The 25,265-nt window shown below is 66.6% G+C and carries 21 protein-coding genes; 8 read left to right on the top strand and 13 right to left on the bottom strand.

The window, feature by feature from the left end:
* Positions 1-780: 780 nt before the first annotated feature.
* From IB268_RS29210 to mpl, 13 genes are all read right to left on the bottom strand, one after another.
* A complete protein-coding gene (locus IB268_RS29210; protein WP_054458990.1) occupies positions 781-1,614 on the bottom strand; it encodes a symmetrical bis(5'-nucleosyl)-tetraphosphatase in 834 nt (277 codons plus the stop codon).
* Positions 1,611-2,789 (bottom strand): LPS export ABC transporter permease LptG, encoded by a 1,179-nt coding sequence (gene lptG / locus IB268_RS29205; RefSeq protein ID WP_054458992.1) that lies wholly within the window; start codon positions 2,787-2,789, stop codon positions 1,611-1,613. Before lptG ends, IB268_RS29210 begins: the two co-directional genes overlap by 4 nt.
* Positions 2,790-2,868: 79 nt before the next feature.
* Complete coding sequence (gene mtgA / locus IB268_RS29200) at positions 2,869-3,591, bottom strand: monofunctional biosynthetic peptidoglycan transglycosylase (RefSeq protein ID WP_054458994.1); 723 nt, start codon at positions 3,589-3,591, stop codon at positions 2,869-2,871.
* Positions 3,592-3,596: 5 nt separating this feature from the next.
* Entirely contained in the window at positions 3,597-4,460 is an 864-nt protein-coding gene (gene aroE / locus IB268_RS29195; protein ID WP_192355204.1) for a shikimate dehydrogenase, read from the bottom strand.
* Entirely contained in the window at positions 4,457-5,356 is a 900-nt protein-coding gene (locus IB268_RS29190) for a TonB family protein (protein WP_119450721.1), read from the bottom strand. The genes aroE and IB268_RS29190 overlap by 4 nt, the downstream gene beginning before the upstream one ends.
* Positions 5,357-5,485: 129 nt before the next feature.
* Positions 5,486-6,574 carry an ABC transporter ATP-binding protein gene (locus IB268_RS29185; RefSeq protein ID WP_192355203.1) on the bottom strand — a complete coding sequence of 363 codons (1,089 nt, stop codon included), beginning with the start codon at positions 6,572-6,574 and terminating at the stop codon, positions 5,486-5,488.
* Entirely contained in the window at positions 6,567-8,339 is a 1,773-nt protein-coding gene (locus tag IB268_RS29180; RefSeq protein ID WP_054459000.1) for an iron ABC transporter permease, read from the bottom strand. Before IB268_RS29180 ends, IB268_RS29185 begins: the two co-directional genes overlap by 8 nt.
* 144 nt (positions 8,340-8,483) lie before the next feature.
* Complete coding sequence (locus IB268_RS29175) at positions 8,484-9,581, bottom strand: ABC transporter substrate-binding protein (RefSeq protein WP_192355202.1); 1,098 nt, start codon at positions 9,579-9,581, stop codon at positions 8,484-8,486.
* 152 nt (positions 9,582-9,733) lie between these two features.
* A complete protein-coding gene (locus IB268_RS29170) occupies positions 9,734-12,220 on the bottom strand; it encodes an extracellular solute-binding protein (RefSeq protein WP_119450717.1) in 2,487 nt (828 codons plus the stop codon).
* Positions 12,207-12,878: a response regulator transcription factor gene (locus IB268_RS29165; protein WP_192355201.1), complete on the bottom strand. Its 672-nt coding sequence runs from the start codon at positions 12,876-12,878 to the stop codon at positions 12,207-12,209. Before IB268_RS29165 ends, IB268_RS29170 begins: the two co-directional genes overlap by 14 nt.
* A gap of 978 nt (positions 12,879-13,856) precedes the next feature.
* Positions 13,857-15,761: a ribonuclease catalytic domain-containing protein gene (locus tag IB268_RS29160; protein WP_175163491.1), complete on the bottom strand. Its 1,905-nt coding sequence runs from the start codon at positions 15,759-15,761 to the stop codon at positions 13,857-13,859.
* A gap of 72 nt (positions 15,762-15,833) precedes the next feature.
* Positions 15,834-16,436 (bottom strand): YqiA/YcfP family alpha/beta fold hydrolase, encoded by a 603-nt coding sequence (locus IB268_RS29155; RefSeq protein ID WP_054458319.1) that lies wholly within the window; start codon positions 16,434-16,436, stop codon positions 15,834-15,836.
* Positions 16,437-16,465: 29 nt separating this feature from the next.
* Positions 16,466-17,836, bottom strand: a complete 1,371-nt coding sequence (mpl, locus tag IB268_RS29150; RefSeq protein ID WP_119450716.1) for a UDP-N-acetylmuramate:L-alanyl-gamma-D-glutamyl-meso-diaminopimelate ligase — start codon at positions 17,834-17,836, stop codon at positions 16,466-16,468.
* Positions 17,837-17,940: 104 nt separating this feature from the next.
* Here mpl and IB268_RS29145 point away from each other — a divergent pair, with 104 nt between their 5' ends.
* From IB268_RS29145 to IB268_RS29110, 8 genes are all read left to right on the top strand, one after another.
* The gene (locus tag IB268_RS29145) at positions 17,941-18,474 is read left to right on the top strand and encodes a TlpA disulfide reductase family protein (protein ID WP_054458322.1); all 534 of its coding nucleotides are present in this window, start codon (positions 17,941-17,943) and stop codon (positions 18,472-18,474) included.
* 89 nt (positions 18,475-18,563) lie between these two features.
* Complete coding sequence (gene aroQ, locus IB268_RS29140; protein ID WP_013391376.1) at positions 18,564-18,998, top strand: type II 3-dehydroquinate dehydratase; 435 nt, start codon at positions 18,564-18,566, stop codon at positions 18,996-18,998.
* A gap of 87 nt (positions 18,999-19,085) precedes the next feature.
* Positions 19,086-19,544: an acetyl-CoA carboxylase biotin carboxyl carrier protein gene (gene accB, locus IB268_RS29135; RefSeq protein ID WP_054458324.1), complete on the top strand. Its 459-nt coding sequence runs from the start codon at positions 19,086-19,088 to the stop codon at positions 19,542-19,544.
* Positions 19,545-19,553: 9 nt separating this feature from the next.
* Entirely contained in the window at positions 19,554-20,900 is a 1,347-nt protein-coding gene (accC, locus tag IB268_RS29130) for an acetyl-CoA carboxylase biotin carboxylase subunit (RefSeq protein ID WP_054458326.1), read from the top strand.
* 103 nt (positions 20,901-21,003) lie between these two features.
* Positions 21,004-21,933, top strand: a complete 930-nt coding sequence (prmA, locus tag IB268_RS29125; RefSeq protein ID WP_125471977.1) for a 50S ribosomal protein L11 methyltransferase — start codon at positions 21,004-21,006, stop codon at positions 21,931-21,933.
* 24 nt (positions 21,934-21,957) lie between these two features.
* A complete protein-coding gene (locus tag IB268_RS29120; protein ID WP_192355200.1) occupies positions 21,958-23,310 on the top strand; it encodes a DUF3426 domain-containing protein in 1,353 nt (450 codons plus the stop codon).
* 12 nt (positions 23,311-23,322) lie between these two features.
* Complete coding sequence (locus IB268_RS29115) at positions 23,323-24,264, top strand: carbohydrate kinase family protein (RefSeq protein ID WP_192355199.1); 942 nt, start codon at positions 23,323-23,325, stop codon at positions 24,262-24,264.
* Between the two features lie 195 nt (positions 24,265-24,459).
* Positions 24,460-24,963 carry a glycine zipper 2TM domain-containing protein gene (locus IB268_RS29110; protein WP_013391382.1) on the top strand — a complete coding sequence of 168 codons (504 nt, stop codon included), beginning with the start codon at positions 24,460-24,462 and terminating at the stop codon, positions 24,961-24,963.
* Positions 24,964-25,265: the final 302 nt, after the last annotated feature.

The raw sequence follows: 25,265 nt of genomic DNA, 5'->3' as shown, positions 1-25,265 counted from the left end.
TCTTCGTCCAGGCCTTCGGCCTTCCCTTCAGATTCCCTCGGGCTTATCGACGCCCCGCGCCCCGCAGGCCGCCGACGCGACAGGCTCCGATGTATGAATCTTCACGGGCGCTGGGGCGGTCGGTGTGTTTGGCATTCTCGCCACGGCTAGTGGGTTGGGGCGTGTCTTGCGGGGCCCGCCCCAGGCCGGCCGCGCGGGCGGCCTTTTGGGGCTTACGCGGCGTTTTGCGTCGCGTGTTGGCGCTGCGCGCTGGTGGTTGGTGAATTTGGGTATGCGGGGAGTTGAAGCGCGTCGGTTTGCCAACAATCGTCTTTCAACGTCAGTGCCGGATGGGTGGCGCGCGTGACGGTCAGCATGCGCAAGTAGTTCGCCACCGCGCGCCATCCATCACCGCCCATTCCCCATGAGCTGGCGACCATTAGCAAACCACTCGCCGCATTCGCGCAAGCGAACACAATCGAAATTCAAGAAATCACGTATGTCATTCACGGCCGCCCGCGCGGCCGAGAATGACGGGCAGCCCAAGAATCGTCCCTGACCACAGCTCTAGCAGCGCATCAGTCCAAGATTCAAGTAGCCCATCGGCGCGGGCGCCTGAGTGGCGGGCAACCTCGATGCGCCCGAGGGAATCTGAAGGGAAGGCCGAAGGCCTGGACGAAGATGACGACGGGGCAGTCCGGAGCGAAGGCTCCGGACCGCAATCGTGGGCGCCCGCCACTCAGGCGCCCGCGCCGACGGGCGGCCTACGAAGCACCCGGTGCGACGGAGCAAGCCTCAACCCTACTCCGACAACGGATCCTGAAACTGCGAACACTTCACCTGCACCAGCCTCCGATCCTGCAACCGCAAAGCCGTCAGCGACCCACCCCAAACGCACCCCGTATCCAGGCAGATCACGTCCGGCCGCTGCAGCAACCCCAGCGTAGACCAGTGCCCGAACACCGTCGTGACGTTCCGCGTGGCGCGGTTGGGTACGTCGAACCAAGGTACCAGGCCGGTCGGCCAGGCGCCCGGCGTCACCTTGGTGGCGAATTCCATGTGGCCATTGGGCGTGCACAGGCGGATGCGTGTCAGCGCGTTGATGATGACCCGCATGCGCTTGCCGCCCTTGTGGTCTTCCTTCCACGTGGCCGGCTCGTTGCCGTACATCTTTTGCAGCGCCTTCTGCCAGTTCGGCCCGCGCAGGGCGTCCTGGACTTCGCCGGCCAGCGCCAGCGTCTTGGCCACGTCCCATTTTGCCAGCGTGCCGGCATGGACCAGCAGGTGGTTCTGTTCGAAGTGGGCCAGCGGGCGAAAGCGCAGCCAGTTGATCAGGTCGGCCGCGTCCGGCGCGCGCAGGACGTCCTCGAGCGTGTCCGATTTGGACGGCTTGCGTACCCCCGCGGCGGTGGCCAGCAGGTGCAGGTCATGGTTGCCCAGCACCGAGGTCGCGCGGTCGCCCAGGTCGATGATGCGGCGCAGGGTTTCCAGCGATTCGGGACCGCGGTTGACCAGGTCTCCGGCGAACCAGAAGCGCGACTGGGGGTCGCCGACCAGTTCGGGGTGGGACAGCAAGCGATCCAGCGGCGAGCAGCAGCCCTGCACGTCGCCGATCATCCAGATACTGCCGTTCATGCGGGACTTTTGCTCCAAGGCCAACGTTGTTGCGCGATCCGCGTGATGGTGTGGCGGTACTCCATGTAGCCCATGGCGCCCAACGCCACGATCATGGCGCCGATGTTCGGACCCAGGGCGGTCAGCCAGGCCGGCCATTTGCCCAGCATGCCCACGTTCAGGGCCAACTGGTTCAGCATGAAGAAGCCTACGCCCAACAGGATGCCGATGAAAACCTTGGCGCCTACGCCGCCGCGGCGTGTCTGCATCAAGCCGATGGGAGCGGCAATGGTGATCATGACCAGCAGGGTGAACGGATACGCCAGTTTGCGCCACAAGGCGACGACCTGTCGACCATATTGCAGCTGGTTGTTGCGCAAATAGTCCACATAGTCCAGCAGCGTGGCGATGGACATGCGTTCAGGGGTCAGCACGCGGGCCAGCAGGCGCTCGGCGCTGAGCGTGGTGTCGATATTGCGCTCGGGCACCTTGACCACGGTGGCGGGCGGGTTCTTGGGCGGACGCGCGTTGGCCAGCGCCTCGGCGGCGTCGTCGTCCAGCCGGGTTTCGGTGACGTCCTTGAGCAGCAGGTCGCCCTGCGTGAACAGGCCGGTCGGCGCGGTTGACAGGGCGGACAGCGTCTGGTCTTTCTTGAATTCGTAGAGGATCACGGAGTTGACCTGCCCGTCGCCCTTGAGTTCGCCGATGTTGATGATGCGGGTGCCGCCGTTGGCGGTGGGTTCCTTGAACCAGTAACCGCTCTTGAGGCGGTCGCCGCCGGCCTTGCCGCGGAACAGCAGGTTGGCCTCGCCGGATTTGATTTCGGCCCAGGGCGTGACGTACTCGGACAGTAGGCCCGCTCCTATCATCAGCGGGATCGTGACGATCCAGAGCATGCGCAGCAGCTTCATGCCGCTGACGCCGGATACCCGCAGGATGACCAGTTCGTTGCGCTGGGCCAGCCCCGCCAGCGCCAGGATGGCGCCGATCAGCAGGCCGATGGGCAACAGGTCGTAGAGACGGGTCGGGATCGCCAGGGCCTGCATGTACAGCAGGGCCATCATGGAGAACTTGTCGCCGACGTTGTCCAGATCGTCCACCAGCGCGAAGAACGTGAAAAGGCCCAGCAGGGCCATGAGGACCACTGCGCAAGAGCGATAGATCTCGCGGGCCAGGTAGCGACGTGCGGTACGCATGAAGAAAAGGAGGAACGCCTAAACCCGAAAGCTTAACAAATCCCGCCGCTCAGGGTGGGGCCGGAGGGCCGGATCCGTGTCAGGGGATGTCGACCATCTGCATCCGCCGCGTCAGGACGCCGACCCGGGAGTTCAGGTACCGGGTATTGCGGTGGGCGTCATAGAAGCGCGGGTTGGGCAGCATGGCCGCCAGCCGGGCCGACTGGCTGGCCCCGAGGTTGGCGGCGGAGGTATTGAAATAGTGCTTGGCGGCGGCCTGGGCGCCGAACACGCCTTCGCCCCATTCCGCCACGTTCAGATACAGCTCCAGGATCCGTTCCTTGCTCATGACGTGTTCGATCATGTAGGTGAGTACGAGTTCCTGGCCCTTGCGGATGTAGCTGCGGGAGCTGGACAGGAACAGGTTCTTGGCCAGCTGCTGGGTGATGGTGGAGCCGCCGCGCATCTTGCTGCGGCCGGCTTCCTGTTGCTTCTGGTTGTATTCCCAGGCCTTGCGGATGGCGTCCCATTCGACGCCGTCATGTTCAGTGAAGTTGGAGTCCTCGGACGCCACGACCGCGCGCTTGAGGTTGCGGTTGATCTTGTCGTAGGGCACCCATTCGTACTTCAGCTCGAAATCGGGGTTGCCGTCGCTCAGGCGGGATCGTTCCTCGCGCATGATGGCGCTGCTGCCCGGGGGGCGGTAGTTGTACCAGACCACCTGGGCGAACAGCCAGAACTGATAGAGCAGCACCAGGCACACCAGCGCCATCAGCGCGCCGCTGATGATCCGGAACCAGGAGCGGCCCTTGCGCGTCGCCATGCCGTCTATTGCCCGGCCTTGAGCGCCTCGCGCAGCGCGGCCAGCACGGGGGCGGGGTCAGGACGCACGCCATGCCAGATGTAGAAGCTCTCGGCCGCCTGACCCACCAGCATGCCCAGGCCGTCGGCCGCAAGTGCGGCGCCGTCGGCTTGGGCCTGTTGCATGAAGGCGGTGGGCTGGGCGCCGTACATCATGTCGTAGGCGGCCGCGCCGGGCGCATAGAGGCCCGGGGGCAGGTCCGGGACGGCGTTCTGCAGGCCGCTGGCGGTGGCGTTGATGACCAGGTTCCAGCCGCCGGCAAGGGCGGCGTCCGCCAGGCTGCCGCCCGTGACCGCCGTCTGCGGCGACACGCCGCTCTCGCGCCAGGAAGCGGCCAGTTCTTCCGCCTTGGATGCGGTGCGGTTGACGATATGGATGCGGGCGCAGCCGGCTTCGGCCAGCGGCTGCAGCACGCCGCGGGCGGCGCCGCCCGCGCCGACCAGCAGCACGGACGCCCCGGTCAGGCGCACGCCCAGGCGCAGCAGGTCGGACACCAGGCCCACGCCATCGGTATTGCAGCCATGCCAGGCGCCGTCGCGCCAGGACAGGGTGTTGACCGCGCCGGCGAGGCGGGCGCGGCTGGACAGGCGGCCGGCAGCCAGGGCATAGGCGTCCAGCTTGAAGGGCACGGTTACGTTCAGGCCCAGCCCGCCTTCGGCGACGAAGGCGGCGACCGCCTGGGCGAAGCCGTCCACCGGAGCCAGCAGGCGCTCGTAGCGCAGTGGCTTGCCGGTCTGTTCGGCAAACATGGCGTGGATCTGGGGCGAGCGGCTGTGCGCGATGGGGTTGCCGATGACGGCGTATCTGGCGAGAGGGAGCGCCTCGGTCATGGGGCTTGTGTTTCCAGGGTGTCGTTGACGAAATGCCAGGTGCGGGTGATGACCAGCACGTCCGTGTCGCGCGCGATATCGGGCGGGAACGGCGGGAAGGGGGCGGCCAGCTGGACGATGCGGCGGGCCGCCTGGTTCAGCACGGCATGCGGCGAAGGCTGGTCGATCTCGACGTTGGCGATGCTGCCGTCGGCGCGCACCGACACCGTGATGCGCAGGGATCCGTAGATGCGGCCGCGGGCCTCGTCCGGGTAATGCTGGGTGCCGACCGTTTCGATGCGGGTGCGCCAGGCGTCGAGGTAGGCGGCGTAGCGCGAGGCCTCGGCGGAAGGCGCGACGAATTGCTTGCGCGGTTCGGCGCTGTATTGCTGGACCCGCGCCGCCAGGGCGGCCACCTGGGCGCTCTGGATGATGCTGGCCTGGTCCTCGGCGTCGCGGCCGAGGTCGGCGCCGTCGGGCCAGGGGTTGACGGCCTGGCGCTCGGCGCCAGCCTTGTCAGCGGCGCGCAGCTGGGTCATCAGGCGGGTCTGTTCGGCTTCCAGCTGCACCTGGCGGCGCCGCATGGCCTCCAGCACGATGGTTTCGGCCGATTCGCCGGTGCGGGGCAGCGGGGTGGTGGACATGCCGCGTTCGGCGTTGCCGCCGCCGGTCATCTGGTTCTGGGCCTGCGCGCGCGGGGTTTCCGGGGGCGTCTCGCTGCGGGCATTGAGCAGCACGACTTCCAGGCTGGTGGCCGGCGGGCGCGAGAGCGCGGGCGCGCCGAAGCGCCACGCCAGGGCGCCGGCGTGCACCAACAGCGATATCGCGATGCCGATGCGCAGGTAATGCTGGGCGGGTGCGCCCAGCCACCGCAGGTAACGGCTCAGCGAGGAGGGGGAATCAGCGAGGCGTTGCACCTGCGCATTGTAGAGCGAGTCCAGGTCTGCCGGGCGCCAGTAGCGGCTCACACGGAAAGCCTAGGCCTGGCGCGCGTAAGCCCTGGGCCCCGGGTCTGTAACAGACCGGGGCGCAAGCCAGCAGGCGCCTCAGCCGACCGTGCGGGGGAAGACCCAGACTTTGCTGGCGGGCAGCGACAGCCGGCAAGGGCCGGGCTCGCGCCCTTCGGGACCGTAGGCGCGCAGGGCCAGGGTATGGGCCGGGTCGGCGTCGGGGGTGCGGAACAGGTACTCCCAGCGGTCGCCCAGATACATGCTGGTCAGGAGCGGCATGTCGACGTGGTTGCCGTCGGGGTCGTCCGCCAGCCGTACCTGCTCCACCCGAATCACGGCGGTGCCGTCCTGGCCTTGGGCCACCCCCGGGCTGGCCTTGCCCCACAGCGACCAGCCGCGCCCTTCGATGCGGGCCTGGCCGTCGCGCACCTCGGTGACCTTGCCGTCCAGCCGGTTGTTGCTGCCCATGAATTCGGCGGTGAACAGGGTGGACGGGGAGCCGTACATTTCCTGCGGCGTACCCTGCTGTTCGATCTTGCCGTTGTTCAGCAGCAGGATGCGGTCCGAAATCGCCATCGCTTCGCTCTGGTCATGGGTCACCATCAAGGCCGACAGGCCGAGTCGGATGATCAGCTCGCGCAGGAAGGCGCGGGCCTCCTCGCGCAGTTTGGCGTCCAGGTTGGACAGCGGTTCGTCCAGCAGGATGACGGGCGGGCTGTACACCAGCGCCCGGCCGATGGCCACGCGCTGCTGCTGGCCGCCGGACAGGGCGTGCGGATGGCGCTGGCCCAGCTTGCCCAGGCCCAGTTGGTCCAGCACGGCCTGCACGCGTTCGCGCACCTCGGCGCCGGGCACCTTGCGCAGCTTGAGCGGGTAGGCCACGTTCTCGAACACGGTCTTGTGCGGCCACAGCGCGTAGGACTGGAACACCAGGCCCAGGTTGCGCTCCTCGGCCGGGACCTCTTTCTTTGCCGCGCCGTCATAGACGACGCGTTCGCCGATGGTGATGCGGCCGCGCTTGGGGCCTTCCAGGCCGGCCACGGCGCGCAGCAGCGTGGTCTTGCCGCTGCCCGAAGGGCCCAGCAGCGACACCACTTCGCCTTGGCGCAGCTGCATCGACACGCCCTTGAGCACCGGGTTGTCGCCGTAATCCAGGTGCAGGTCTTCTACAGAAAGCTCAATCATGAAGTTTGACTCCGAATCGCAGGGCGACGCCCAGGCCGATCACGACCAGAACGATATTGATGAAGGAAAGCGCGGCCACGATGTCGATGGCGCCCGAGGCCCACAGCGACACCAGCATGGAGCCGATGGTTTCGGTGCCGGGCGACAGCAGGTAGACGCCGGTGGAATACTCGCGCTCGAAGATCAGGAACATCAGCAGCCAGGAACCGATCAGGCCGTACTTGGCCAGCGGCACCGTGACGTGGCGGGTGACCTGGCCGCGGCGCGCGCCGGCGCTGCGGGCGGCTTCTTCCAGCTCGGGGCCCACTTGCAGCAGGGTCGAGGAGATCAGCCGCAGGCCATAGGCCATCCACACCACCGTGTAGGCCAGCCACACGCTGAAGATGGTGCTGCGCATGGCGCGCAGCCATTCGATGAAGTTCTCGCGCAGCCATTCCGCGAAGGGCAGGGCCGACAGCCAGCCGCCTTCGTCCAGGGCGTTGTCCAGCCACATCGGCACGAACAGGAACACCCACAGGAACGCCAGACCGGCCAGGAGGCCCGGCACCGCGCGCGGCACCAGCACGCTGTAGTCCATGAAGCGCGTGACGTTGTCCGGCTTGCGGTGCATGGCCAGGCCCACAAACATGTAGCAGAACACGGCCAGCGCGCCGCCGAACACACCGATGGCCACCGAGTTGACGATGGCGCGCATCAGGTTGGGCTGCGAGAACACGGTGCGGAACGCGTCCAGCGACAGCACGTCGAACAACGACACGCCCATGCCCCAGTTGGACACGAAGGCGCGCAGCAGCACGCCCAACAGCGGCACCACGATGGTCACCAGCAGCCAGAACGCCACCACGCCGCCGGCCACCCAGCGCCACTTGCCCAGCGGCAGGGCACGGGCGCGCGAGGCCTTGCCCTTGACCGTGACAAAGCGGTTGGCGGTGCGCATCAGGCGGCGCTGCAGCATCACCAGCGGGATCGTCATGCAGATCAGCACCACGGCCACGGCGGCCATCAGGTGATAGGACGGGATGCCCAGCTTGTTGGTGAGCTTGTACAGATAGGTCGCCAGCACCAGGTTGCCTTCGGGATCGCCCAGCACCAGCACCAGGCCGAACACCTCCAGCCCCAGGAAGAACAGCAGCACGGTGGCGTACAGCATGGCCGGACGCACCATGGGCAGGCTGACCGACACCATCACGCGCAGCGGCGAGGCGCCGGACACGCGCGCGGCTTCCTCGACATCGGAACCCATGCTGCGCAGCGCCGACGAGATATACAGGTAGGCGTGCGGCACGTGAGTCAGGCCGGCGATGATGACGATGCTGGTCAGCGAATAGACGTTCCAGGGCACGAAGCCCAGGATGTTTTGCGCCCAGGTCGAGAAAAAGCCCACCGGGCCCGCGGCGACCACATAGCCGAAGCCCAGCACCATGGGAGACACGAACACCGGCACCAGGATCAGCGGCTCGATCCAGCGGCGGCCGGGCAGGTCCGTGCGTATCATCAGGAAGGCCAGCATGCCGCCCAGCGGGATGGCGATGACGGCCAGGCCGAAGGCCAGGATGAAGCCGCTTTTCAGGGCCTTGTAGAAATCGGGGTCCGCGAAGATGAAGCGGAACGCGTCCAGGCTGAAGGTCTTGGACGGCGTGAAAAAGGGCGCGGACAGAAAGCTCTGGATGATGATGAACGACAGCGGCACGTAGATGGCCAACGCCGTGATCAGCACCACCACGCCGCGGGGCAGGGACTGCCATTTCGAGCGCAATGACTGCATGGGGAATCCTGTGTTCTTGAATGGCGCGAAGGTCGCGCGGCCGGGTCGGGGGCGACCGCCCCGGCGGCGGTCAGGGGGACTGCGGCGCGCCGCCGTCCCCTACGCGCGAGGCGGCCCGGAACCGTGGCTCCGGGCTGCGCGGCATTACTTGCCAGCCGCGGCGCGCCAGTCCTTGATGAACTGCAGGCGCTTGTTCTGTTCCAGGTAGTCCAGCAGCGTTTCGTTGACCGGAATCGGCTTGAGCGAGGCGCCCAGCTTCTTGGTCATGCCGTCCACATCGTTGTCGCCTTCGATGTCGTCGCGCACGGAGGCCAGGTCGGCCTGGTTCGCCAGGATGGTCTGGCCTTTCTGCGACAGCATGTAGTCCATCCACAGCTTGGCGGCGTTGCGGTTCTTGGCCTTCTTGCTGATGAAGGCCACGCGCGACAGGACCAGCGCGTAGTCGGTCGGGTAGGCCACGCCCAGCGACGGGTCGCTCTTGGCGCGCGTTTCGGCGTAGGAGCCCAGGATGTTGTAGCCGATCAGGTTTTCGCCGGAGGACACGCGTTCCATCATGGTGCCGGTGGACGACTGCACGATCAGGCCGCCCGCGGCGATGCCCTTGAGCGTTTCAAAGTACTTGGGGTCGTTGACCTTGTCCTGCACCGCCAGCATGAAGCCCACGGCCGACTTCTCGATGTCGTAGGTGGTGACCTTGTTCTTGAACTTGTCCGGCTGGCTGGCGATCAGCTTGGCCAGCGCGCCGTGCGTGGTGGGCACCTCGGCGGCGGGGATCAGGCGCTTGTTGTAGATGAACACGGCCGGTTCATAGGTGGTGCCGTAGGCCGAATCTTTCCACACTGCCCAGGCCGGCAGCTTGCCGACTTCCGGCGACTTGTACTGCAGCGCGTAGTCGCTGGCCAGCTTCAGCGCCGAGTCCATCGACGAGCTCCAGACGACGTCGCCGCTGGTGCCGCCCGCCGCCTGCTCGCTGATGTAGCGGTTGTAGAGCTCGGTGCTGTTCATGTCGTTGTATTCGACCTTGATGCCCGGATACAGCGCTTCGAAGCCCTTGATGACGGGGCCAGCGGCCTTGGTATCGGTGGTCGAATAGATGACGACCTTGCCTTCCTTCTTGGCGCCTTCCAGGATCTTCTGGTAGTCGGCCGGGTAGCCGGCCGGCACTTGCTGCGCAAAGGCGCTGCCGGCGGCAAGGGCGAATGCAGCGGCGCAGGCGGCCGCCAGTTGGGACTTGGCAAGCATGGGTGTGTCTCCGATGAGTCTTGTGGTTGGAGCGGGATCCGTGTCCAGCTTGCGGGCATCTTAGGAGCCGGCGTCTGTCGTCGTCCTGTCATGGCGGCAGGATGCGTCTAGGGGAAATCCCTGGGCGGCGTGGGCGCGCGCGCGTTCGATCCTTACGGCCGCGCGGGTGTGTCCGTCACCAGCCGGATCCAGTTCTGCACGAAGCGCGAATGGCGGCGCTGGTCCAGGCCGACCAGCAGGGCCGGGCTCAGCACCACCGGCTGCACGATGCCCTGGGAACGCGCCAGCACCGCTTCGGAGGTCCAGCGGCCAGGCGTGTCTTCCATGATGGAGCCGAGCGCCGCATGGCTGGACGCCACCTGTTGTCCGGCCGGCGACAGCAGCCAGTCCACCAGCGCCCGGCCCAGCTCCGGGCTGGGCGCGGTGCGCGCGATCAGCACCGAGCGCGCCAGCACCAGCACGTAATCCTGCGGAAAGACCACGCCGATGGGCGCGCCCGCGGCCTGCCGCGACAGCGCGTAGGAGCCGAGGATGTTGTAACCGATGTCGATCTGGTCGTTCTCGATGGCGTCCAGGATCTCGGCGCTGGTGGCCGACAGGCGCACGCCGGCCTGGCCCATGGCGTTGGCCAGTCCCCAGAAGTTCGACGACACCAGCTCGTCCTGCTCGGCCAGCAGATAGCCCACGCTGCTGGCTGCGATGTCATAGGTGCCGATGCGGCCGCGCAGCTTCGCGGCGTCGCGTTCCAGCAGGCGCAACAGGTCCTGGCGCGAGCGCGGCACGGTGGCTTCGGTATAGCGCTTGGGGTTGTAGACGATGACGGCCGGCTCGAAGGTGAAGCCATAGACCTCGTGGCGCCAGATGGCCCAGGAGGGCAGCTTGGCGGCGTAGGGCGAGGAATAGCTCAGCGCATAGCCGTCGTTGGCCAGCCGGATCTGCAGGTCGGAGGCCGAACTCATCAGCACGTCCACGTCCTTCAACTGCCCGGCGACGGCCGCTTCGTAGAGCTCGCGGCTGCCCATCTCGCGGTACACCACGGTGACGTCCGGCCGTTGCGACTGGAAGCCCTGGATCAGCGGCGCGACCACCGGCGTGTCCGTGGGTCCGGCGATGGTCAGGACCCGGGACGTGGGCTGCGGCGCGGGGTAGCGGGTGACGACTTCCGCGATGTCGGCGGCGCGTACCTCGGCGGGGGCCGAGCCCAGCAGCAGGCCCGCCATGCACAGCGCGCCCAGGCAGGCGGCTGCTGCGCGCCCCGGCGCGGAACGCGCCAGCGGCAGGATCACGCGCGCCGTCAGGCCGCCGCCCGGACGGTCCTGCAGCCAGAGCGAACCGCCGTGGGCGGCCGCCACCGAGCGCACGATGGAAAGCCCCAATCCCGACCCGGGCTGCGTTTCGCCGGCGCGGCCGCGGGTGAAGCGCTGCTGCACGGCGTCCTTTTCGTCGTCGGCCACGCCCGGCCCGCGGTCCGACACGGTGAGCGCCACGCGAAAACCCGCCACGGGCGTGGCCTGGATGTCCACGGGGCCGTCGGGCGCATAGCGCAGGGCGTTGTCCACCAGGTTGCGCAGCATTTCGCGCAAGGCGACCCGGTCGCCGGCGATGCGGGCGCGGCGGACCTCGGGCGCGATCTCGATGCGCAGGCGCTGCGCTTCCAGCGGGCCAATGCGGCGGCGCGTTTCGTTGACGGTCTCGGCTACGCCCACCAGCGTGCGCGATCCCTTGCCCAGGCGGTGCGTGATGGTGGCATCCATCAGCAGCTGATTGATCAACTGGCTGGCATGGGTGGCGTTCAGATGGATGCGTTCGAGGCGCGCGTGCAGCCTTTGCTGATCGGTTTCTTCCAGGGCGACTTCGGCTTGGGCGCGCAGCGAGGCCAGCGGCGTACGGACCTGGTGGGCGGCATCCGCCACCAGGGTGTTGAGCGTGCCCATGACGCCGGACAAGCGCTGCATGAAGGCGTTCAGCGCTTCGACCAGCCGTCGCACTTCTTGCGGCACAGGCGTCACCAGCGGCGCCAGGTCGTCGGGCGCGCGGCTGCGCAATTCGCGCTCCACCACGGCCAGCGGCGCGAAGGCCCGTTGCACCCCGAACCACAGCAGGCCCAGCGCCACCAGGGACACCACTACCAGCGGCAGTGCGGTGCGCCCCAGGATCTCGTCGGCCAACGCCTCGCGCGAGCCCAGCGTCTCGGCCACTCGCACCGTCACCCAACCCGCATGCTGGCTGGCGGACACCAGCCGGCCTACGGTGGCGACGCGCACGGGTTCGTCGTGATAGCGCAGATAGGCGAACACCGGCGTGGCCGACTGCGCCAGCGGCATGCCGGGCGCCAGGTCGTCGTAGCCCGTGATGAGGCGGCCGTTCGAGGTGCGGGCCTCGTAGAACACGCGCTCGCCGCCGGACAGCATGGCCAATGAGGACACCGGCGGTTCGACGGTGACGTTGTTGTCTTCGATCTGCACCGAGCCGGCGATGGTCAGCGCCGACGCCGCCAGCAGCCGGTCAAACGCCTGTTCCGCCGCGCGCTGCGCGTAGCCGCGCAGGAAGAACACCAGCCCGATCAGCGCGCAGGCCAGCAGCAGCACGCCCAGCGCGAAGACACGGCGGCGGATGGAAAAGTTTTCAGGGTTCTTCATGGCTGCGGGCCTGATAGCCGACGCCGCGCACGGTGACGATATCGATCGAGGCGCCCGTCAGCTTCTTGCGCAGCCGCGATATCAGCAGCTCCAGCGCATTGAGCGTGCCGTCGTCCAGGTCGAAGAGCTGGTTCATCAGCCGTTCCTTGGCGACGGTCTGGCCCAGCTTGCCAAGCAGGATCTCCAGCAGACGGAATTCGCGCCGGCCCAGCTCCAGCGGCGCGCCGGCCACGCTGACATTGCGGTTGGCAAGGTCCAGGCTGAGATTGCCATAGACGGTGACGCTGCTGGTCTGGCCCGCGGGGCGGCGCATCAGCGCGCGCAGCCGGGCTTCGAGTTCGCGCAGGTCGAAGGGCTTGACCAGATAGTCGTCGGCGCCCAGGTCCAGCATGTCGATCTTGTCTTCGATTTCGGCGCGCGCGGTCATGACCAGCACGGGGGCATCCAGACCGGCGGCGCGCAGTTCCCGGATGACGGTGAAACCATCTTTGCCGGGCAGGTTGATGTCCAGCACCAGGGCATCCCAGGTCTCGTCCAGGCCCCAGCGCAACGCGTCCACGCCGTCGCGTACCCATTGCACGCTATGGCCGGCGAAACGCAGCTTGCTTTCCACGGCATCGCCGAGATCGAGATTGTCCTCGACCAGCAAAATGCGCATGTGTTGTCTCCGTGTCTTTTGTGGCTTTCGGGGGGAGTTTATAGGGGTGTGAGGGTTCTGTGGGTCTTGATGCGGGCGCGGGCTTGGTTCTTAAGACGCCTGTCGCGTCGGCGGCCCCCCCCGTCGTCATCTTCGTCCAGGCCTTCGGCCTTCCCTTCAGATTCCCTCGGGCTTATCGACGCCCCGCGCCCCGCAGGCCGCCGACGCGACAGGCTCCGATGTATGAATCTTCACGGGCGCTGGGGCGGTCGGTGTGCTTGGCGTTCTCGCCACGGCTAGTGGGTTGGGGCGTGTCTTGCGGGGCCCGCCCCAGGCCGGCCGCGCGGGCGGCCTCTTGGGGCTTACGCGGCGTCTTGCGTCGCGTGATGGCGCTACGCGCTGGTGGAGGGGGGCGTTCTCGTGGTGACACGCATGGCAAGTGAGAACCGGGTCCGGGTTTGGTAGGGGGCTGTATCGGGACGATGGCCACGCGCTCGGGTCGGCCCGTAATCGTCACTTCAACGCGGATGCCGGATGGGTGGCGCGCGTCCGGATCTGCATGCGCAAGCGGCTGTCCGTCGCGCGCCACCCATCACCGCCATCCCCCAAGAGCTGGAGACCAATAGCAAACCATTCGTCGCATACGCGCAAGCGAACACAATCAAAATTCAAAAAATCACGTACGTCATTCTCGGTCGCCCGCGCGGCCGAGAATGGCGGGCAGCACAAGCATCGCCCCTGACCACGGCTCTAGCAGCGCATGAGTCCAAGACGCACGTAGCCCGTCGGCGCGGGCGCCTGAGGGGTGGGCAACCTCGATGCGCCCGAGGGAATCTGAAGGGAAGGCCGAAGGCCTGGACGAAGATGACGAAGGGGCAGTCCGGAGCGAAGGCTCCGGACCGCAATCGTGGGCGCCCGCCACTCAGGCGCCCGCGCCGACGGGCGGCCTACGTAGAGCTCGCAGCGCACCGCCAAAACACGCCAGCCAGACAGAAGACCTTACTCCTGTCCACCCACAGCAGGACTGATCTCCCCGATATACCGGCAATCCAGCTCCAGAGACAACTCATCCATCCCCAGAATATCAATCTCCACCGCAGTCCCCCGCTCCAACTCAGGCATCCCCCCCACCCGAGTCACCAGCGGCGCATTAGCGAACCGCACCAGATCCTCGCGCAGCACGTGCGCCACCGTGCGGGTCACGTTGTGCTGCTTCAGCCAGCGCAGGCACCAGTAGCGTTCCATCGCGCTCTGGAACTCCGCCCAGGCCGCGTATTGCGCATCGAAGGCGCCGATGATGGCGAACAGGTCCGCGTCGCGCGGCTTGAAAGGGGCGACCAGGCGGGCGGACACGCCGTGCTCGACCGCAGCGATCAACTGCCACTGGTTCACCAAGTCCACATAGCGGCGCAGCGGTGAAGTGCTCCAGGCGTACTGCGGCACGCCGATGGCCTCGTGCGGCAGGGCCTGGGTGCTCATGCGCACGCGGCCAGCCTGTTGCGAGCGGTAGATGCCCGGCACGCCATGCTGGTGCAGCAGGCCGCCCCAGAGGTTGTTCGCCAGGATCATGTATTCCGCCACCATGCGGTCCAGCGGCGCGTTGCGCTGGCGCGGCACCAGGCGTACCGGCGTGTCGGGATCGTCGGGGTTGCCGTCCAGGTAGAAGCTGTACTCCACCCGCGAATTGTTTTCCGGCTTGCCGCGCACGTTCTCGCGCTGCGCCGACAGGGCCTGGGCCAGCTTCCAGAGCGGACGCAGCCAGTGGCCGTAGGGCAGGTCGGCCGACGGATCGGACAGGCTGGCTTCCGTGACCTGGGCGTCCAGCATGTTGTGGCGCAGGTTCTCGCGCACCACGATACGTTCCAGGCGGGTTTCCGATTCGATGATTTCGCCGGTTTCCGGATCGGCCACCACGTACAGGGACAGCGCCGGCACTTCGCGGCCGGCGTCCAGCGAAAACGCCTGGATGATGCTGTCCGGCTGCATGGGGATCTTGTCGCCCGGCATGTAGACGGTGGACAGGCGCGCGCGCGCCAGCTTGTCGAAATCGCTGTCGCGGGTCACGGTAATGCCCGGGGCCGCCACGTGCACGCCGACGCGCAGGCGGCCGTCGGGCAAGGTGGAGACGGACAGCGCGTCGTCGATTTCCGTGGTCGTGACGTCGTCCACCGAATAGATTTCGGCGTCGGACAACGGCAGCTCGCGGTCGATGGCAGGCAGTTCCAGGTCCGGGAACGCCAGTCCGCGCGGGAAATTCACCGCCAGGAAACGGCGCTTGTGCAGCGCCAGCGCATGCGGCCAGGCGCCCAGTTCCAGCAGCAGGCGGTCGGGGCTCTTGCCCAGCTTGGTGCAGGCGGCGTCCAGCGCCTTCCATTGCTGCGAATTCTTGTCCGGGCGGATCAGCAGCGACTCCGCGGCCTGGGCGATGGGCTCGGGCAGGCGTCCGGCAGCCATTTCATCCACCCATTCCTGCTGCTGCTCGGCCTGGCGCTGCTTTTTCTCCAGCGCGGCCAGGGCGGCGGCCAGAATGTCCGGCGGGGCGGGGCGGTAGCGGCCCTTGCCGCGACGGTGGAAGTACGCCGGCGCGCCGTGCAGGCGCATCAGCAGCGCGGCCTGTTCCACTGGCGTGGGCGCGTGGCCGAAGTAGTCGGCGGCCAGCGCGGGGGAGTCGAATTCATCCTGCGGCGCGCATTCCCACAGGAATTGCAGGTCCAGCGTTTCGGCGGTCGCGGCCGCCTGGCTCATCAGCGCGGCCGGTTCGGGCGCGGCGAAGTTGAACAAGGTGTTGGCGCGCTTGATCTTGCTGCGCTTGCCGGATTCCGATTCCACCTGCAGGCTGGCGTCGGTCTCGGACAGGATATTGCCGGCCTTGAAGCTGCCGTCGTCTTCGTAAAACACATACATGGTGGGGATCGTCCTGGGCGGCGCGCACGCGCCGCCTTGCGCTGCTTATAGAGTGTAGAAGTCTGATACTGATTATTGGGGGCGAACCTGCTTGTCGCCAAGGGCGAATTCAAGCACTTCGGGCATCCAGTCCGCAAAATCGGACAAACCGTGGTCGCTGCCTTGCACGATGCGCTGGCGGCAGCCCGCGTAGCGGTCGCGCATCTCGCGCCAATCCAGCACCTCGTCGCCGGTGGCCGCTACCAGGAGGTAGCGGTCGGGCTGGGAGATGCGGGGGACATGGATGGCGGCCAGTTCGTCCACGTATTCGGGCAGGAAGACGAACGGCGCGTCGGAATGATACATGCGGTGCTCGCCGATCTGGGTGGCGAGGTCGCGGGCGGCCTCGACCGCCGGATTCAGCAGCACCGCCTTGCAGCCCAGCTGTTCGGCCAGCCAGGTGGCATAGAAGCCGCCCAGCGACGAGCCGATGATGGTCAGCGCACGGGGCGAGTCCGCGCCTGCCAGCTGGCGCCGGGCGATGTCCAACGCCTGCGCGACGGCTTCGCGCGGGCTGGCGGGCAGTTGCGGGCAGGCCCAGGCCGCCGACAGGCCGCGTTCGGCCATGGCGTCGGCCATCATCCGGGCCTTGAAGGAGGTCGGCGAGGAACGGAAACCGTGCAGATAAAGAATCATGGCTCGCCTTTGCGGTGTCTTTGCCGGAATCAGCCGCGCGCCTGCAAGGCGTCCAGCAGCTTGCCGTGCACGCCGCCGAAGCCGCCGTTGCTCATGACCAGCACCTGGTCGCCCGGACGCGCCGCGCCCGCCACGGCGGCGACCAGCGCGCCGATGTCATCGTAGCTGGAAGCGCGGTCGCCCAGGGGCGCCAGCACTTCGGCCGGATTCCAGCCCAGGGCGTGCTTGCCGGAATGGGCGCCGAAGCAGAACACCAGATCGGCGTCGGCCAGAGCCTCGGGCAGGCGGGCGGCCATGGTGCCCAGTTTCATGGTGTTGGAGCGCGGTTCCAGCACGGCCAGGATACGGGCCGGCCCGACCTGGCGGCGCAGGCCTTCCAGGGTGGTGGCGATGGCGGTGGGATGATGCGCGAAATCGTCGTAGACCTTGATGCCGTTGACCGTGCCGCGCAGTTCCATGCGGCGCTTCACCCCCGCGAAGCGACTCAGGGCCTCGATGCCCTGGGCTGCCGGCACGCCCACGTGTTCGGCGGCGGCCAGAGCCGCCAGCGCGTTCATGCGGTTGTGCTCGCCCGTCAGGTTCCAGCGCACGGTGCCGGCAGTCACGCCGCCGCGCAGCACGCTGAATGCGCCCTCGGCATCCGGAGCCGTCGCCTGCCAGGCGCCATCGGCGCCGAACGTGACGGTTTCGGACCAGCATCCGCGCGCAATCACGCGGTCCAGCGCGGCGCAGTGGGCCGGGCGCACGATGCGGCCCGATCCAGGGATGGTGCGCACCAGATGATGGAACTGAGTCTCGATCGCTGCCAGATCGGGGAAGATGTCGGCGTGATCGTATTCAAGATTGTTCAGGATGGCCGTGCGCGGACGGTAGTGCACGAACTTCGAGCGCTTGTCGAAGAAGGCGGTGTCGTACTCGTCCGCCTCGATCACGAAGGGGCGGCGCGACGGATCGAAGCGCGCGGACACGTGCAGGTCCTGTGCTACGCCGCCGATCAGGAAATTGGGCGCGAGCCCCGCGGCTTCCAGCACCCAGGCCAGCATCGAGCTGGTGGTGGTCTTGCCGTGGGTGCCCGCCACCGCCAGCACGTGCTGGCCGGGCAGGATGTTGTCGCCCAGCCATTGCGGGCCGGACACGTAGCGCGCGCCCGAATCCAGGATGGCCTCCATCAAAGGATTGCCGCGGCTGACCACGTTGCCGATCACGAAGAGATCGGGCTTGAGCGCCAGCTGTTCGGCGCCGAAGCCTTCGATCAGCTCGATGCCTTGTTCGGACAGTTGCGTGCTCATGGGCGGGTACACGCCCGCATCGCAACCAGTGACCTTGTGGCCGGCGGCGCGCGCGATCAGCGCCAGACCGCCCATGAACGTACCGCAGATGCCAAGAATATGCAGGTGCATTGAAAACTCTCCTGTCCTGCATTGTATATATATAGAGTGGCGGCCAGCCGCGGCCAGCCGCGGCCCGCGCGGCGCAAACCTGCGGCAGCGGTTATGATCGCGCCATGAATCGACGCCTACTTCTTTCCGCCGGCGTGGCCATAGCCGCCACGGTTGCGGGCGGCTACACCCTGATGGGCCGCAAGACCTCGACGCCCTCGGCCGCAGCCGATGCCGGCGATCCCGTCGCCGCCCTGATGCAGATGCCGCTGCCCGACCTGAACGGGGCGTCCCATACGCTGGCGGGCTGGAAAGGCCAGCCCATCGTGGTCAATTTCTGGGCAACCTGGTGCGCGCCGTGCGTCCGAGAAATGCCCGAACTCGACGTTTTGCAGAAAAAGTACCCGCATGTACGATTTGTCGGCATTGGTGTCGATTCGGCTGCGAATATGCAAAAATTTGTCGAGAAAGTACAGGTTTCCTACCCCTTGTGGGTGATAGGGGCCGGCGCCATCGATACATTGCGTAAGCTGGGAAATCCCAGCGGTGGCCTGCCTTTTACTATTGTTTTCAATGCAGATGGCGGAATTAACCGGAAGATATTGGGTGAAATCCAGCCCGACGACCTGGATCGCACCTTATCTGGTTTAAAGGCGTAAGTCTGTTGGACAAATAGTAGGAATTGGCGTAAAAAGCTGGTTTATCGGCTGTTTTGCCAACAATTGGCAAACCACTCATTGGCAAGCGCATGGCGCAAAACATACTGGTATTGCATGGCCCGAACCTGAACCTGCTCGGCACCCGAGAACCTCACATCTACGGCAGCCTTACGCTGCAACAGATCAACGAGGGACTTGAGCTGCTCGCAGGCGAACTGGGCGCCACGCTGACAGCGTGGCAAGGCAATCACGAAGGCGCGCTGGTTGACCGCATCCAGGCGGCCCGGCAAGACGGCACCGACTTCATCATCATCAACGCGGCGGCATATACGCACACCAGCGTCGCAATTCGCGATGCGCTGGCTGGGGTCGCGATCCCATTTATTGAAGTACATTTGTCCAATCTGTATAAGCGAGAGCCCTTCAGGCATCACTCTTATCTGTCCGACTTGGCGGTAGGCCTCATCAGCGGCCTGGGCGCGGATGGCTACGAGGCGGCTCTGCGTTACGCAGTGCGGCACTGATCTCGCACCAAACCACAGCATTTACATCTTATACGGCGCGGACCCGACGCTGGGACGTCGCCGACACTATCTCGGGAAGCAGCTTCTATGGACCTCCGAAAACTCAAAACCCTGATCGACCTGGTGGCTGAATCGGGCATCGCCGAGCTGGAAATCACCGAAGGCGAAGGCAAGGTGAGGATCGTCAAGTTCTCGCAGACCTTGCAACCGGTCGCCTACCACCACCCCGAAGCCGGCGTGCCGGCGGCGCCGGTGGCCCAGGCCGTCGCTCCGGCCGCGCCCGCCGCCGCCGAAGCTGCGCCGGTGATCCAGGGCCATGTCGTGAAGGCTCCGATGGTCGGCACGTTCTATCGCGCGCCGAACCCGGGCGCCGCGCCGTTCATCGACGTCGGCGCCACCGTCAAGGAAGGCGATCCGCTGTGCATCATTGAAGCCATGAAGCTGCTCAATGAAATCGAAGCCGACAAGTCCGGCGTCATCAAAGAAATCCTGGTCGAAAACGGCGAGCCCGTCGAGTACGGTCAACCCCTGTTCGTCATTGGCTGATAGCTGAAAATGTTCGAAAAAATCCTGATCGCCAATCGGGGCGAAATCGCCCTGCGCATTCAGCGCGCTTGCCGCGAGCTGGGCATCAAGACCGTGGTGGTGCACTCCGAAGCCGACCGCGAAGCCAAGTACGTGCGCCTGGCCGATGAATCGGTGTGCATCGGGCCCGCGCCGTCGCGTGAAAGCTACCTGAACATGCCGGCCATCATTTCGGCGGCCGAAGTCACGGATTCCGAGGCAATCCACCCGGGTTACGGGTTCTTGTCCGAAAATGCCGACTTCGCTGATCGCGTCGAAAAGAGTGGCTTCGTCTTCATCGGTCCGCGTCCCGACACCATCCGCCTGATGGGCGACAAGGTCAGCGCCAAGCGCGCCATGATCGAAGCCGGCGTGCCGGTGGTGCCGGGTTCGGAAGGCGCTTTGCCCGACGATCCGCAGGAAATCGTCCGCATTGCGCGCGAAGTCGGGTATCCGGTCATCATCAAGGCGGCAGGCGGCGGCGGTGGCCGCGGCATGCGCGTGGTGTACACCGAGGCTGCGCTGCTGAACGCCGTCACCATGACGCGTTCCGAAGCGGGCGCCGCGTTCAACAACCCCGAAGTCTATATGGAGAAGTTCCTGGAGAATCCGCGCCACGTGGAAATCCAGGTGCTTGCCGACGGCGGCCGCAACGCGGTCTGGCTGGGCGAGCGCGACTGCTCCATGCAGCGCCGTCACCAGAAGGTCATCGAGGAAGCGCCGGCGCCCGGCATCGCGCGCCGCCTGATCGAGCGCATCGGCGACCGTTGCGCCGATGCCTGCCGCAAGATGGGCTACCGCGGCGCGGGCACGTTCGAGTTCCTGTATGAAAACGGCGAGTTCTATTTCATTGAAATGAACACCCGCATCCAGGTCGAACACCCGGTTACCGAGCTGATCACCGGCGTGGACCTGGTCCAGCAGCAGATCCTGATCGCCGCCGGCGAAAAGTTCACGCTGCGCCAGCGCGACATCACCTTCAAGGGCCACGCGATCGAATGCCGCATCAACGCGGAAGATCCGTTCCGCTTCGTGCCCAGCCCCGGCCGCATCACCAACTGGCACACGCCGGGCGGCCCGGGCGTGCGTATCGATTCGCATGCGTTCAACGGTTATTTCGTGCCGCCGAACTACGACTCGATGATCGCCAAGGTCATCACCTACGGCGACACGCGCGACCAGGCACTGGCCCGCATGCGCACCGCGCTGTCGGAAATGGTGGTGGAAGGCATTTCCACCAACATCCCGCTGCATCGCGAAATGCTGCAGGACGCCCGCTTCATCGAAGGCGGCACCAGCATCCATTACCTGGAACACAAGTTGGCTCAGCGTCCCTGACCGCGATCCGGGGGCTTTCCGCTCCCGGGCCGCTCCTGTTTTGTTTTACGGTCAACGGGCCGCGGCGCAAGCCGCGGCCCGTTGACCAGATGGAAGAATCATCATGCGTGAACTCGTGCTCCATTGCCTGGAGGCGCAGGCCGAAGCCCTCTCGGATGCCCTGCTGGAAGCTGGCGTGCTGTCGGTATCCGTCGAAGATGCCGACCTGGGCACCGACGACGAGCGTCCCTTGTTCGGCGAACCGGGCACCGAGCCCGACGTGCAGGCCTGGGACCGCAACCGCGTCGTCGCCCTGCTGCCCGACGGAGCCGATCCCGCGCAGATCATGGAAGAAGCCGCCGCAGCGGGCGAACTCGATCCCGCCGTGTTCGAGGGCTGGAGCCTGCGTGACGTGCCCGACGCCGACTGGGTGCGCCTGACACAGTCGCAGTTCGGCCCCATCCATATCGCCGAACGCCTGTGGATCGTGCCCAGCTGGCACCGCGACAATCCCGATGTGCCGGCCTTCGAGCCGGACGCCGCCACCCAGGAAGGCGCAATCCACATCGAGCTGGATCCGGGCCTGGCCTTCGGCACCGGCAGCCATCCCACGACGCATCTGTGCCTGGCCTGGCTGGAAGCCGAGTTGCCGGCCGGCGCCACGCTGCTGGACTACGGCTGCGGCTCGGGCATCCTGGCGATCGCCGCGCGCAAGCTGGGCGCGGGTCCGACTCAGGCGGTGGATATCGACGCCCAGGCAGTGCAGAGCACCATCTTCAATGCCGAGGTCAACCACGTCGAGCTGCAGGCCATGCTGCCCGACGGGCTGGCGGATGGCACGTTCGAAGTGGTGGTCGCCAACATCCTGTCCAACCCCCTGAAGGTGCTGGCGCCCATGCTGGCCGGACGCGTCGCCGCGGGCGGCCATCTGGTCTTGTCCGGCGTGCTGGAACGGCAGGCCGAGGAAGTGGCCGCCGCATACGCGCCCTGGATCGCCATGTCGGTCTGGCGCGCGCGCGACGGCTGGGTGTGCTTGCACGGCCAGAAGGCCTGAGCGCTGCCACCGCTGGATCGCGCCATGGCCCTGACCACCCGTTGCCCGCAGTGCGGCACCACCTTCAAGGTGGTGCCTGACCAGCTGCGGGTCCGTAATGGCCTGGTGCGCTGCGGCGCCTGCTCGACCGTGTTTGACGGGCGCGCCTGCCTGCTGCCGGCCGCGGGCGCGGCGCCGCAATCCGTGCCGCCGGCCGCACCGCCGATGCCGGTGACGCCCGCCGCCAGCCAGGCCGCACCAGTCTTGGCGACGCCCGTTGCGCCGCAGGTGCCGGTTGCCCCCATTGCGCCTCTGCCTCCCGCCGCACCGCCGCCGGAGCGTCCCGCGCCCGCGGTGGATTTTTCACAGATCGCGCCCTGGGACGACGAGCCCGAACCGCCGCGCGCACCCGTGGCGGCGCCCTACAGTCCGCCCGCGGTGCCGCCTGCCGTGCTGCGCGGCCGCGACGATATCCGCCGGCGCGCCGAACCGACCCCAGGCGAGGAAGATGCAAGCCGTCATGAATCGGACGACCTGGCCGACGACGACGTAGGCGATGACGAGGATCCGCTGCGCTGGACTGCGCCCGCGGCTTCGAGGGCGGGGCATCATGCCGACACGGCCGTGCGCGGCCAGCATGCGGAGCCGTCCTTCACCATAGGGCGCGCTCGCGCCGACGTGCGTGACGAAGCGCGCGACGACGAGTACGACAACGAGTACGCCGACGAGCATCGCGACGACGACCCCGACGATTACCGGGAACACTACCGCGACGATCACGGCCCCGATCGCGAAGACGCTGGCGAGCCCGTGCTGGGCGACACCCGCACGCGTTATTCCAGCGCCACCGACGTGGGCCGCGCGCCGCCCGAATTCCTCGACCAGGACCGCGAGGAGCGGCAAGGCCTGCTGCGCAAGCTATGGGGCTACGCCTGCCTGATCGGCCTGATCGCGCTGGGCCTGCAACTGGCATACGTGTACCGCACCGATATCGCCAATTCCGTGCCCATTCTGCGGCCGGCGCTGGAGATGGCGTGCCAGCCGCTGGGCTGCACCGTGGGGTACGCGCGTCGCCTGGAACTCATACACATCACTTCCTCGTCGCTGCAGCCGCCGACCGGCGCGGCAGCGATCGATGACGGCCGCAGCCGCCTGGTGCTGACGGTGGTGATGCGCAACCGTCACGACAAGCCGCAGCACTGGCCCGCCCTGATGCTGGACCTGAACGACCTGTCGGACACGGTGGTGGTGCGCCGCGCGCTCAAGCCCGAAGATTATCTGACGCCCGAGCAACTGCGCGGTCCTTTCGCGCCTCAGGGCGAATTGAAGATTTCCGTGCCGATTGAAGTGACTGGCGTCCAGGTCAATGGCTTTCAAATCAATAAATTCTTTCCTTAAGGAATGACTCGCATGGCTACCCCAGTTCTGGTTTGCGGTTCGATGGCGTTCGACACCATCGCGGTGTTTGAAGGACGTTTCAAGGAACACATTCTGGCCGACCGCATCCAGTCGCTGAGCGTGTCGTTCCTGGTGCCCAGCATGCGCAAGGAATACGGCGGCTGCTCGGGCAACATCGCCTACAACATGAACCTGCTGGGCGGCAAGCCAGTGCCTGTCGCGACCGTGGGTGAAGACGCGGGCGAGTACATGGAGCGCATGGCTGGCCTGGGCATCGACGTCAGCCGCGTGAAGGTGATTCCGGAGACGTTCACCGCGCAGTGCTTCATCACCACCGATCTGGACGACAACCAGATCACTGCCTTCCACCCGGGCGCCATGTCGCACGCGGCGGAAAATGATCTGAGCGACGCCGACGCGGCCTGGGCCATCGTTGCGCCCGACGCCAAGGAAGGCATGTTCGCCCATGCCGAGCGCCTGCATAAGCGCGGCATTCCGTTCATTTTCGACCTGGGCCAGGCCATGCCGCTGTTCGACGGGGCGGACCTGGAGCGCATGCTCAAGCTGGCGCAGGCGCTGACGGTGAACGACTATGAAGCCGGCGTGGTGGAACAGCGCACGGGCCGCAGCATGGACGACATCGCCCGCAGCTTGCAGGCCGTGGTGGTGACGCGCGGCGCGGAAGGCGCCACGTTGCTGACCGAAGGCAAGACCATCCAGATTCCGCCGGTGCGCGCGGCCCAGGTGGTCGACCCGACCGGCTGCGGCGACGCGCAGCGCGGCGGCCTGCTTTACGGCCTGACCAGCGGCTGGAACTGGGAAGACAGCTGCCGTCTGGGCAACGTCATGGGCGCCATCAAGATCGCTTCGCGCGGCCCGCAAAACCATGCGCCATTGCGCGCCGAGATCGACGCCGTGCTGCACGCGACCTACGGTATTCATCTGCCGCTCTAAACCCCTCGGGAACCCTGCAGTTGCGCTGCGGTCGAAGCGTTGGCGAGGGTTGAAGACGCCGTGTTCCGGCGTCTTTTGCGGCTGTGTTTTTCAGCTTCTGGCGGTGCGTTTCAGTGTGTTGCAGCATCGCTGGCCCCAATTCGGGGCCAGGGTATGATGAGTACATCGTCGGCAACGGCCGATCGAGGAGTCCAAATGAATCAAAGCAAAACTTTTTCCCTGGTGACGCCGCGCGCGGGGCGCTGGCTGGCGATCGCCGCCGTCGTGACCTCGATGGCGGTCCTGGGCGGCTGCGCCAACCGCAGCGCGTCCAGCGGCGTCTACAGCTATGACCAGGCGCAGCGCGAGCAGATCGTCCGTACCGGCACGGTCACCGGCGTGCGTCCTATCGTGATCCAGAACGACAAGTCCAGCGGCGTCGGCATGGTGGCCGGCGGCGCGCTGGGCGGCGTGGCGGGTAACGCCATCGGCGGCGGCACCGGCCGCACCATCGCCACTGTGGGCGGTGTCATCCTGGGCGCGCTGGCGGGTAACGCCATCGAGAACCAGACCGGCAAGAATTCCGGCTACGAAATCACCGTGCGCCTGGACAACGGCGAAACCCGCGTGGTCGCGCAGGAAGCCGATGTGCCCATCAGCGTGGGACAGCGCGTGCAGGTGATCAGCGGCTCCGGCCCGACCCGCGTTACGCCGATGTAATGACCAGTCCAGCGCCGCTTGCGGCGCGGCCACGCAAAAGCCCCCGTCAGGGGGCTTTTTTATTGCCGGCGCATGGGGCGAAAAGGGGGGCAAGGCGGCAAAAGCTGGATAAGCGTAAAAATCTGTCGCTCGGCCGCAACGCGGCGCCCAGGGACTTACCCGCGAACGTTACGTTTGCCAGCGTTTTCTCGCGATTTCCTCCAAAAGCGTCATGGCGATTTGACGAACGTGGTGCCATGATTGCGCCTGCGATCGACGTCGCATTGCGAAAATCATGTAACTGAGTGCATCGGAACGTCGAT

It is taken from the genome of Achromobacter sp. ACM01 (genome assembly GCF_014851745.1).
Lineage (GTDB): Bacteria > Pseudomonadota > Gammaproteobacteria > Burkholderiales > Burkholderiaceae_B > Achromobacter > Achromobacter aegrifaciens.
This window is presented reverse-complemented; position numbering and strand designations above follow the sequence as displayed.

Excerpts from the sequence above, each read along its gene's own strand:
- IB268_RS29210 (WP_054458990.1), bottom strand. The coding sequence starts at position 1,614 with ATGAACGGCAGTATCTGGATGATCGGCGACGTGCAGGGCTGCTGCTCG.
- lptG (WP_054458992.1), bottom strand. The coding sequence starts at position 2,789 with ATGCGTACCGCACGTCGCTACCTGGCCCGCGAGATCTATCGCTCTTGC.
- mtgA (WP_054458994.1), bottom strand. The coding sequence starts at position 3,591 with ATGGCGACGCGCAAGGGCCGCTCCTGGTTCCGGATCATCAGCGGCGCG.
- aroE (WP_192355204.1), bottom strand. The coding sequence starts at position 4,460 with ATGACCGAGGCGCTCCCTCTCGCCAGATACGCCGTCATCGGCAACCCC.
- IB268_RS29185 (WP_192355203.1), bottom strand. The coding sequence starts at position 6,574 with ATGATTGAGCTTTCTGTAGAAGACCTGCACCTGGATTACGGCGACAAC.
- IB268_RS29180 (WP_054459000.1), bottom strand. The coding sequence starts at position 8,339 with ATGCAGTCATTGCGCTCGAAATGGCAGTCCCTGCCCCGCGGCGTGGTG.
- IB268_RS29175 (WP_192355202.1), bottom strand. The coding sequence starts at position 9,581 with ATGCTTGCCAAGTCCCAACTGGCGGCCGCCTGCGCCGCTGCATTCGCC.
- IB268_RS29170 (WP_119450717.1), bottom strand. The coding sequence starts at position 12,220 with ATGAAGAACCCTGAAAACTTTTCCATCCGCCGCCGTGTCTTCGCGCTG.
- IB268_RS29165 (WP_192355201.1), bottom strand. The coding sequence starts at position 12,878 with ATGCGCATTTTGCTGGTCGAGGACAATCTCGATCTCGGCGATGCCGTG.
- IB268_RS29160 (WP_175163491.1), bottom strand. The coding sequence starts at position 15,761 with ATGTATGTGTTTTACGAAGACGACGGCAGCTTCAAGGCCGGCAATATC.
- IB268_RS29155 (WP_054458319.1), bottom strand. The coding sequence starts at position 16,436 with ATGATTCTTTATCTGCACGGTTTCCGTTCCTCGCCGACCTCCTTCAAG.
- mpl (WP_119450716.1), bottom strand. The coding sequence starts at position 17,836 with ATGCACCTGCATATTCTTGGCATCTGCGGTACGTTCATGGGCGGTCTG.
- IB268_RS29145 (WP_054458322.1), top strand. The coding sequence starts at position 17,941 with ATGAATCGACGCCTACTTCTTTCCGCCGGCGTGGCCATAGCCGCCACG.
- aroQ (WP_013391376.1), top strand. The coding sequence starts at position 18,564 with ATGGCGCAAAACATACTGGTATTGCATGGCCCGAACCTGAACCTGCTC.
- accB (WP_054458324.1), top strand. The coding sequence starts at position 19,086 with ATGGACCTCCGAAAACTCAAAACCCTGATCGACCTGGTGGCTGAATCG.
- accC (WP_054458326.1), top strand. The coding sequence starts at position 19,554 with ATGTTCGAAAAAATCCTGATCGCCAATCGGGGCGAAATCGCCCTGCGC.
- prmA (WP_125471977.1), top strand. The coding sequence starts at position 21,004 with ATGCGTGAACTCGTGCTCCATTGCCTGGAGGCGCAGGCCGAAGCCCTC.
- IB268_RS29120 (WP_192355200.1), top strand. The coding sequence starts at position 21,958 with ATGGCCCTGACCACCCGTTGCCCGCAGTGCGGCACCACCTTCAAGGTG.
- IB268_RS29115 (WP_192355199.1), top strand. The coding sequence starts at position 23,323 with ATGGCTACCCCAGTTCTGGTTTGCGGTTCGATGGCGTTCGACACCATC.
- IB268_RS29110 (WP_013391382.1), top strand. The coding sequence starts at position 24,460 with ATGAATCAAAGCAAAACTTTTTCCCTGGTGACGCCGCGCGCGGGGCGC.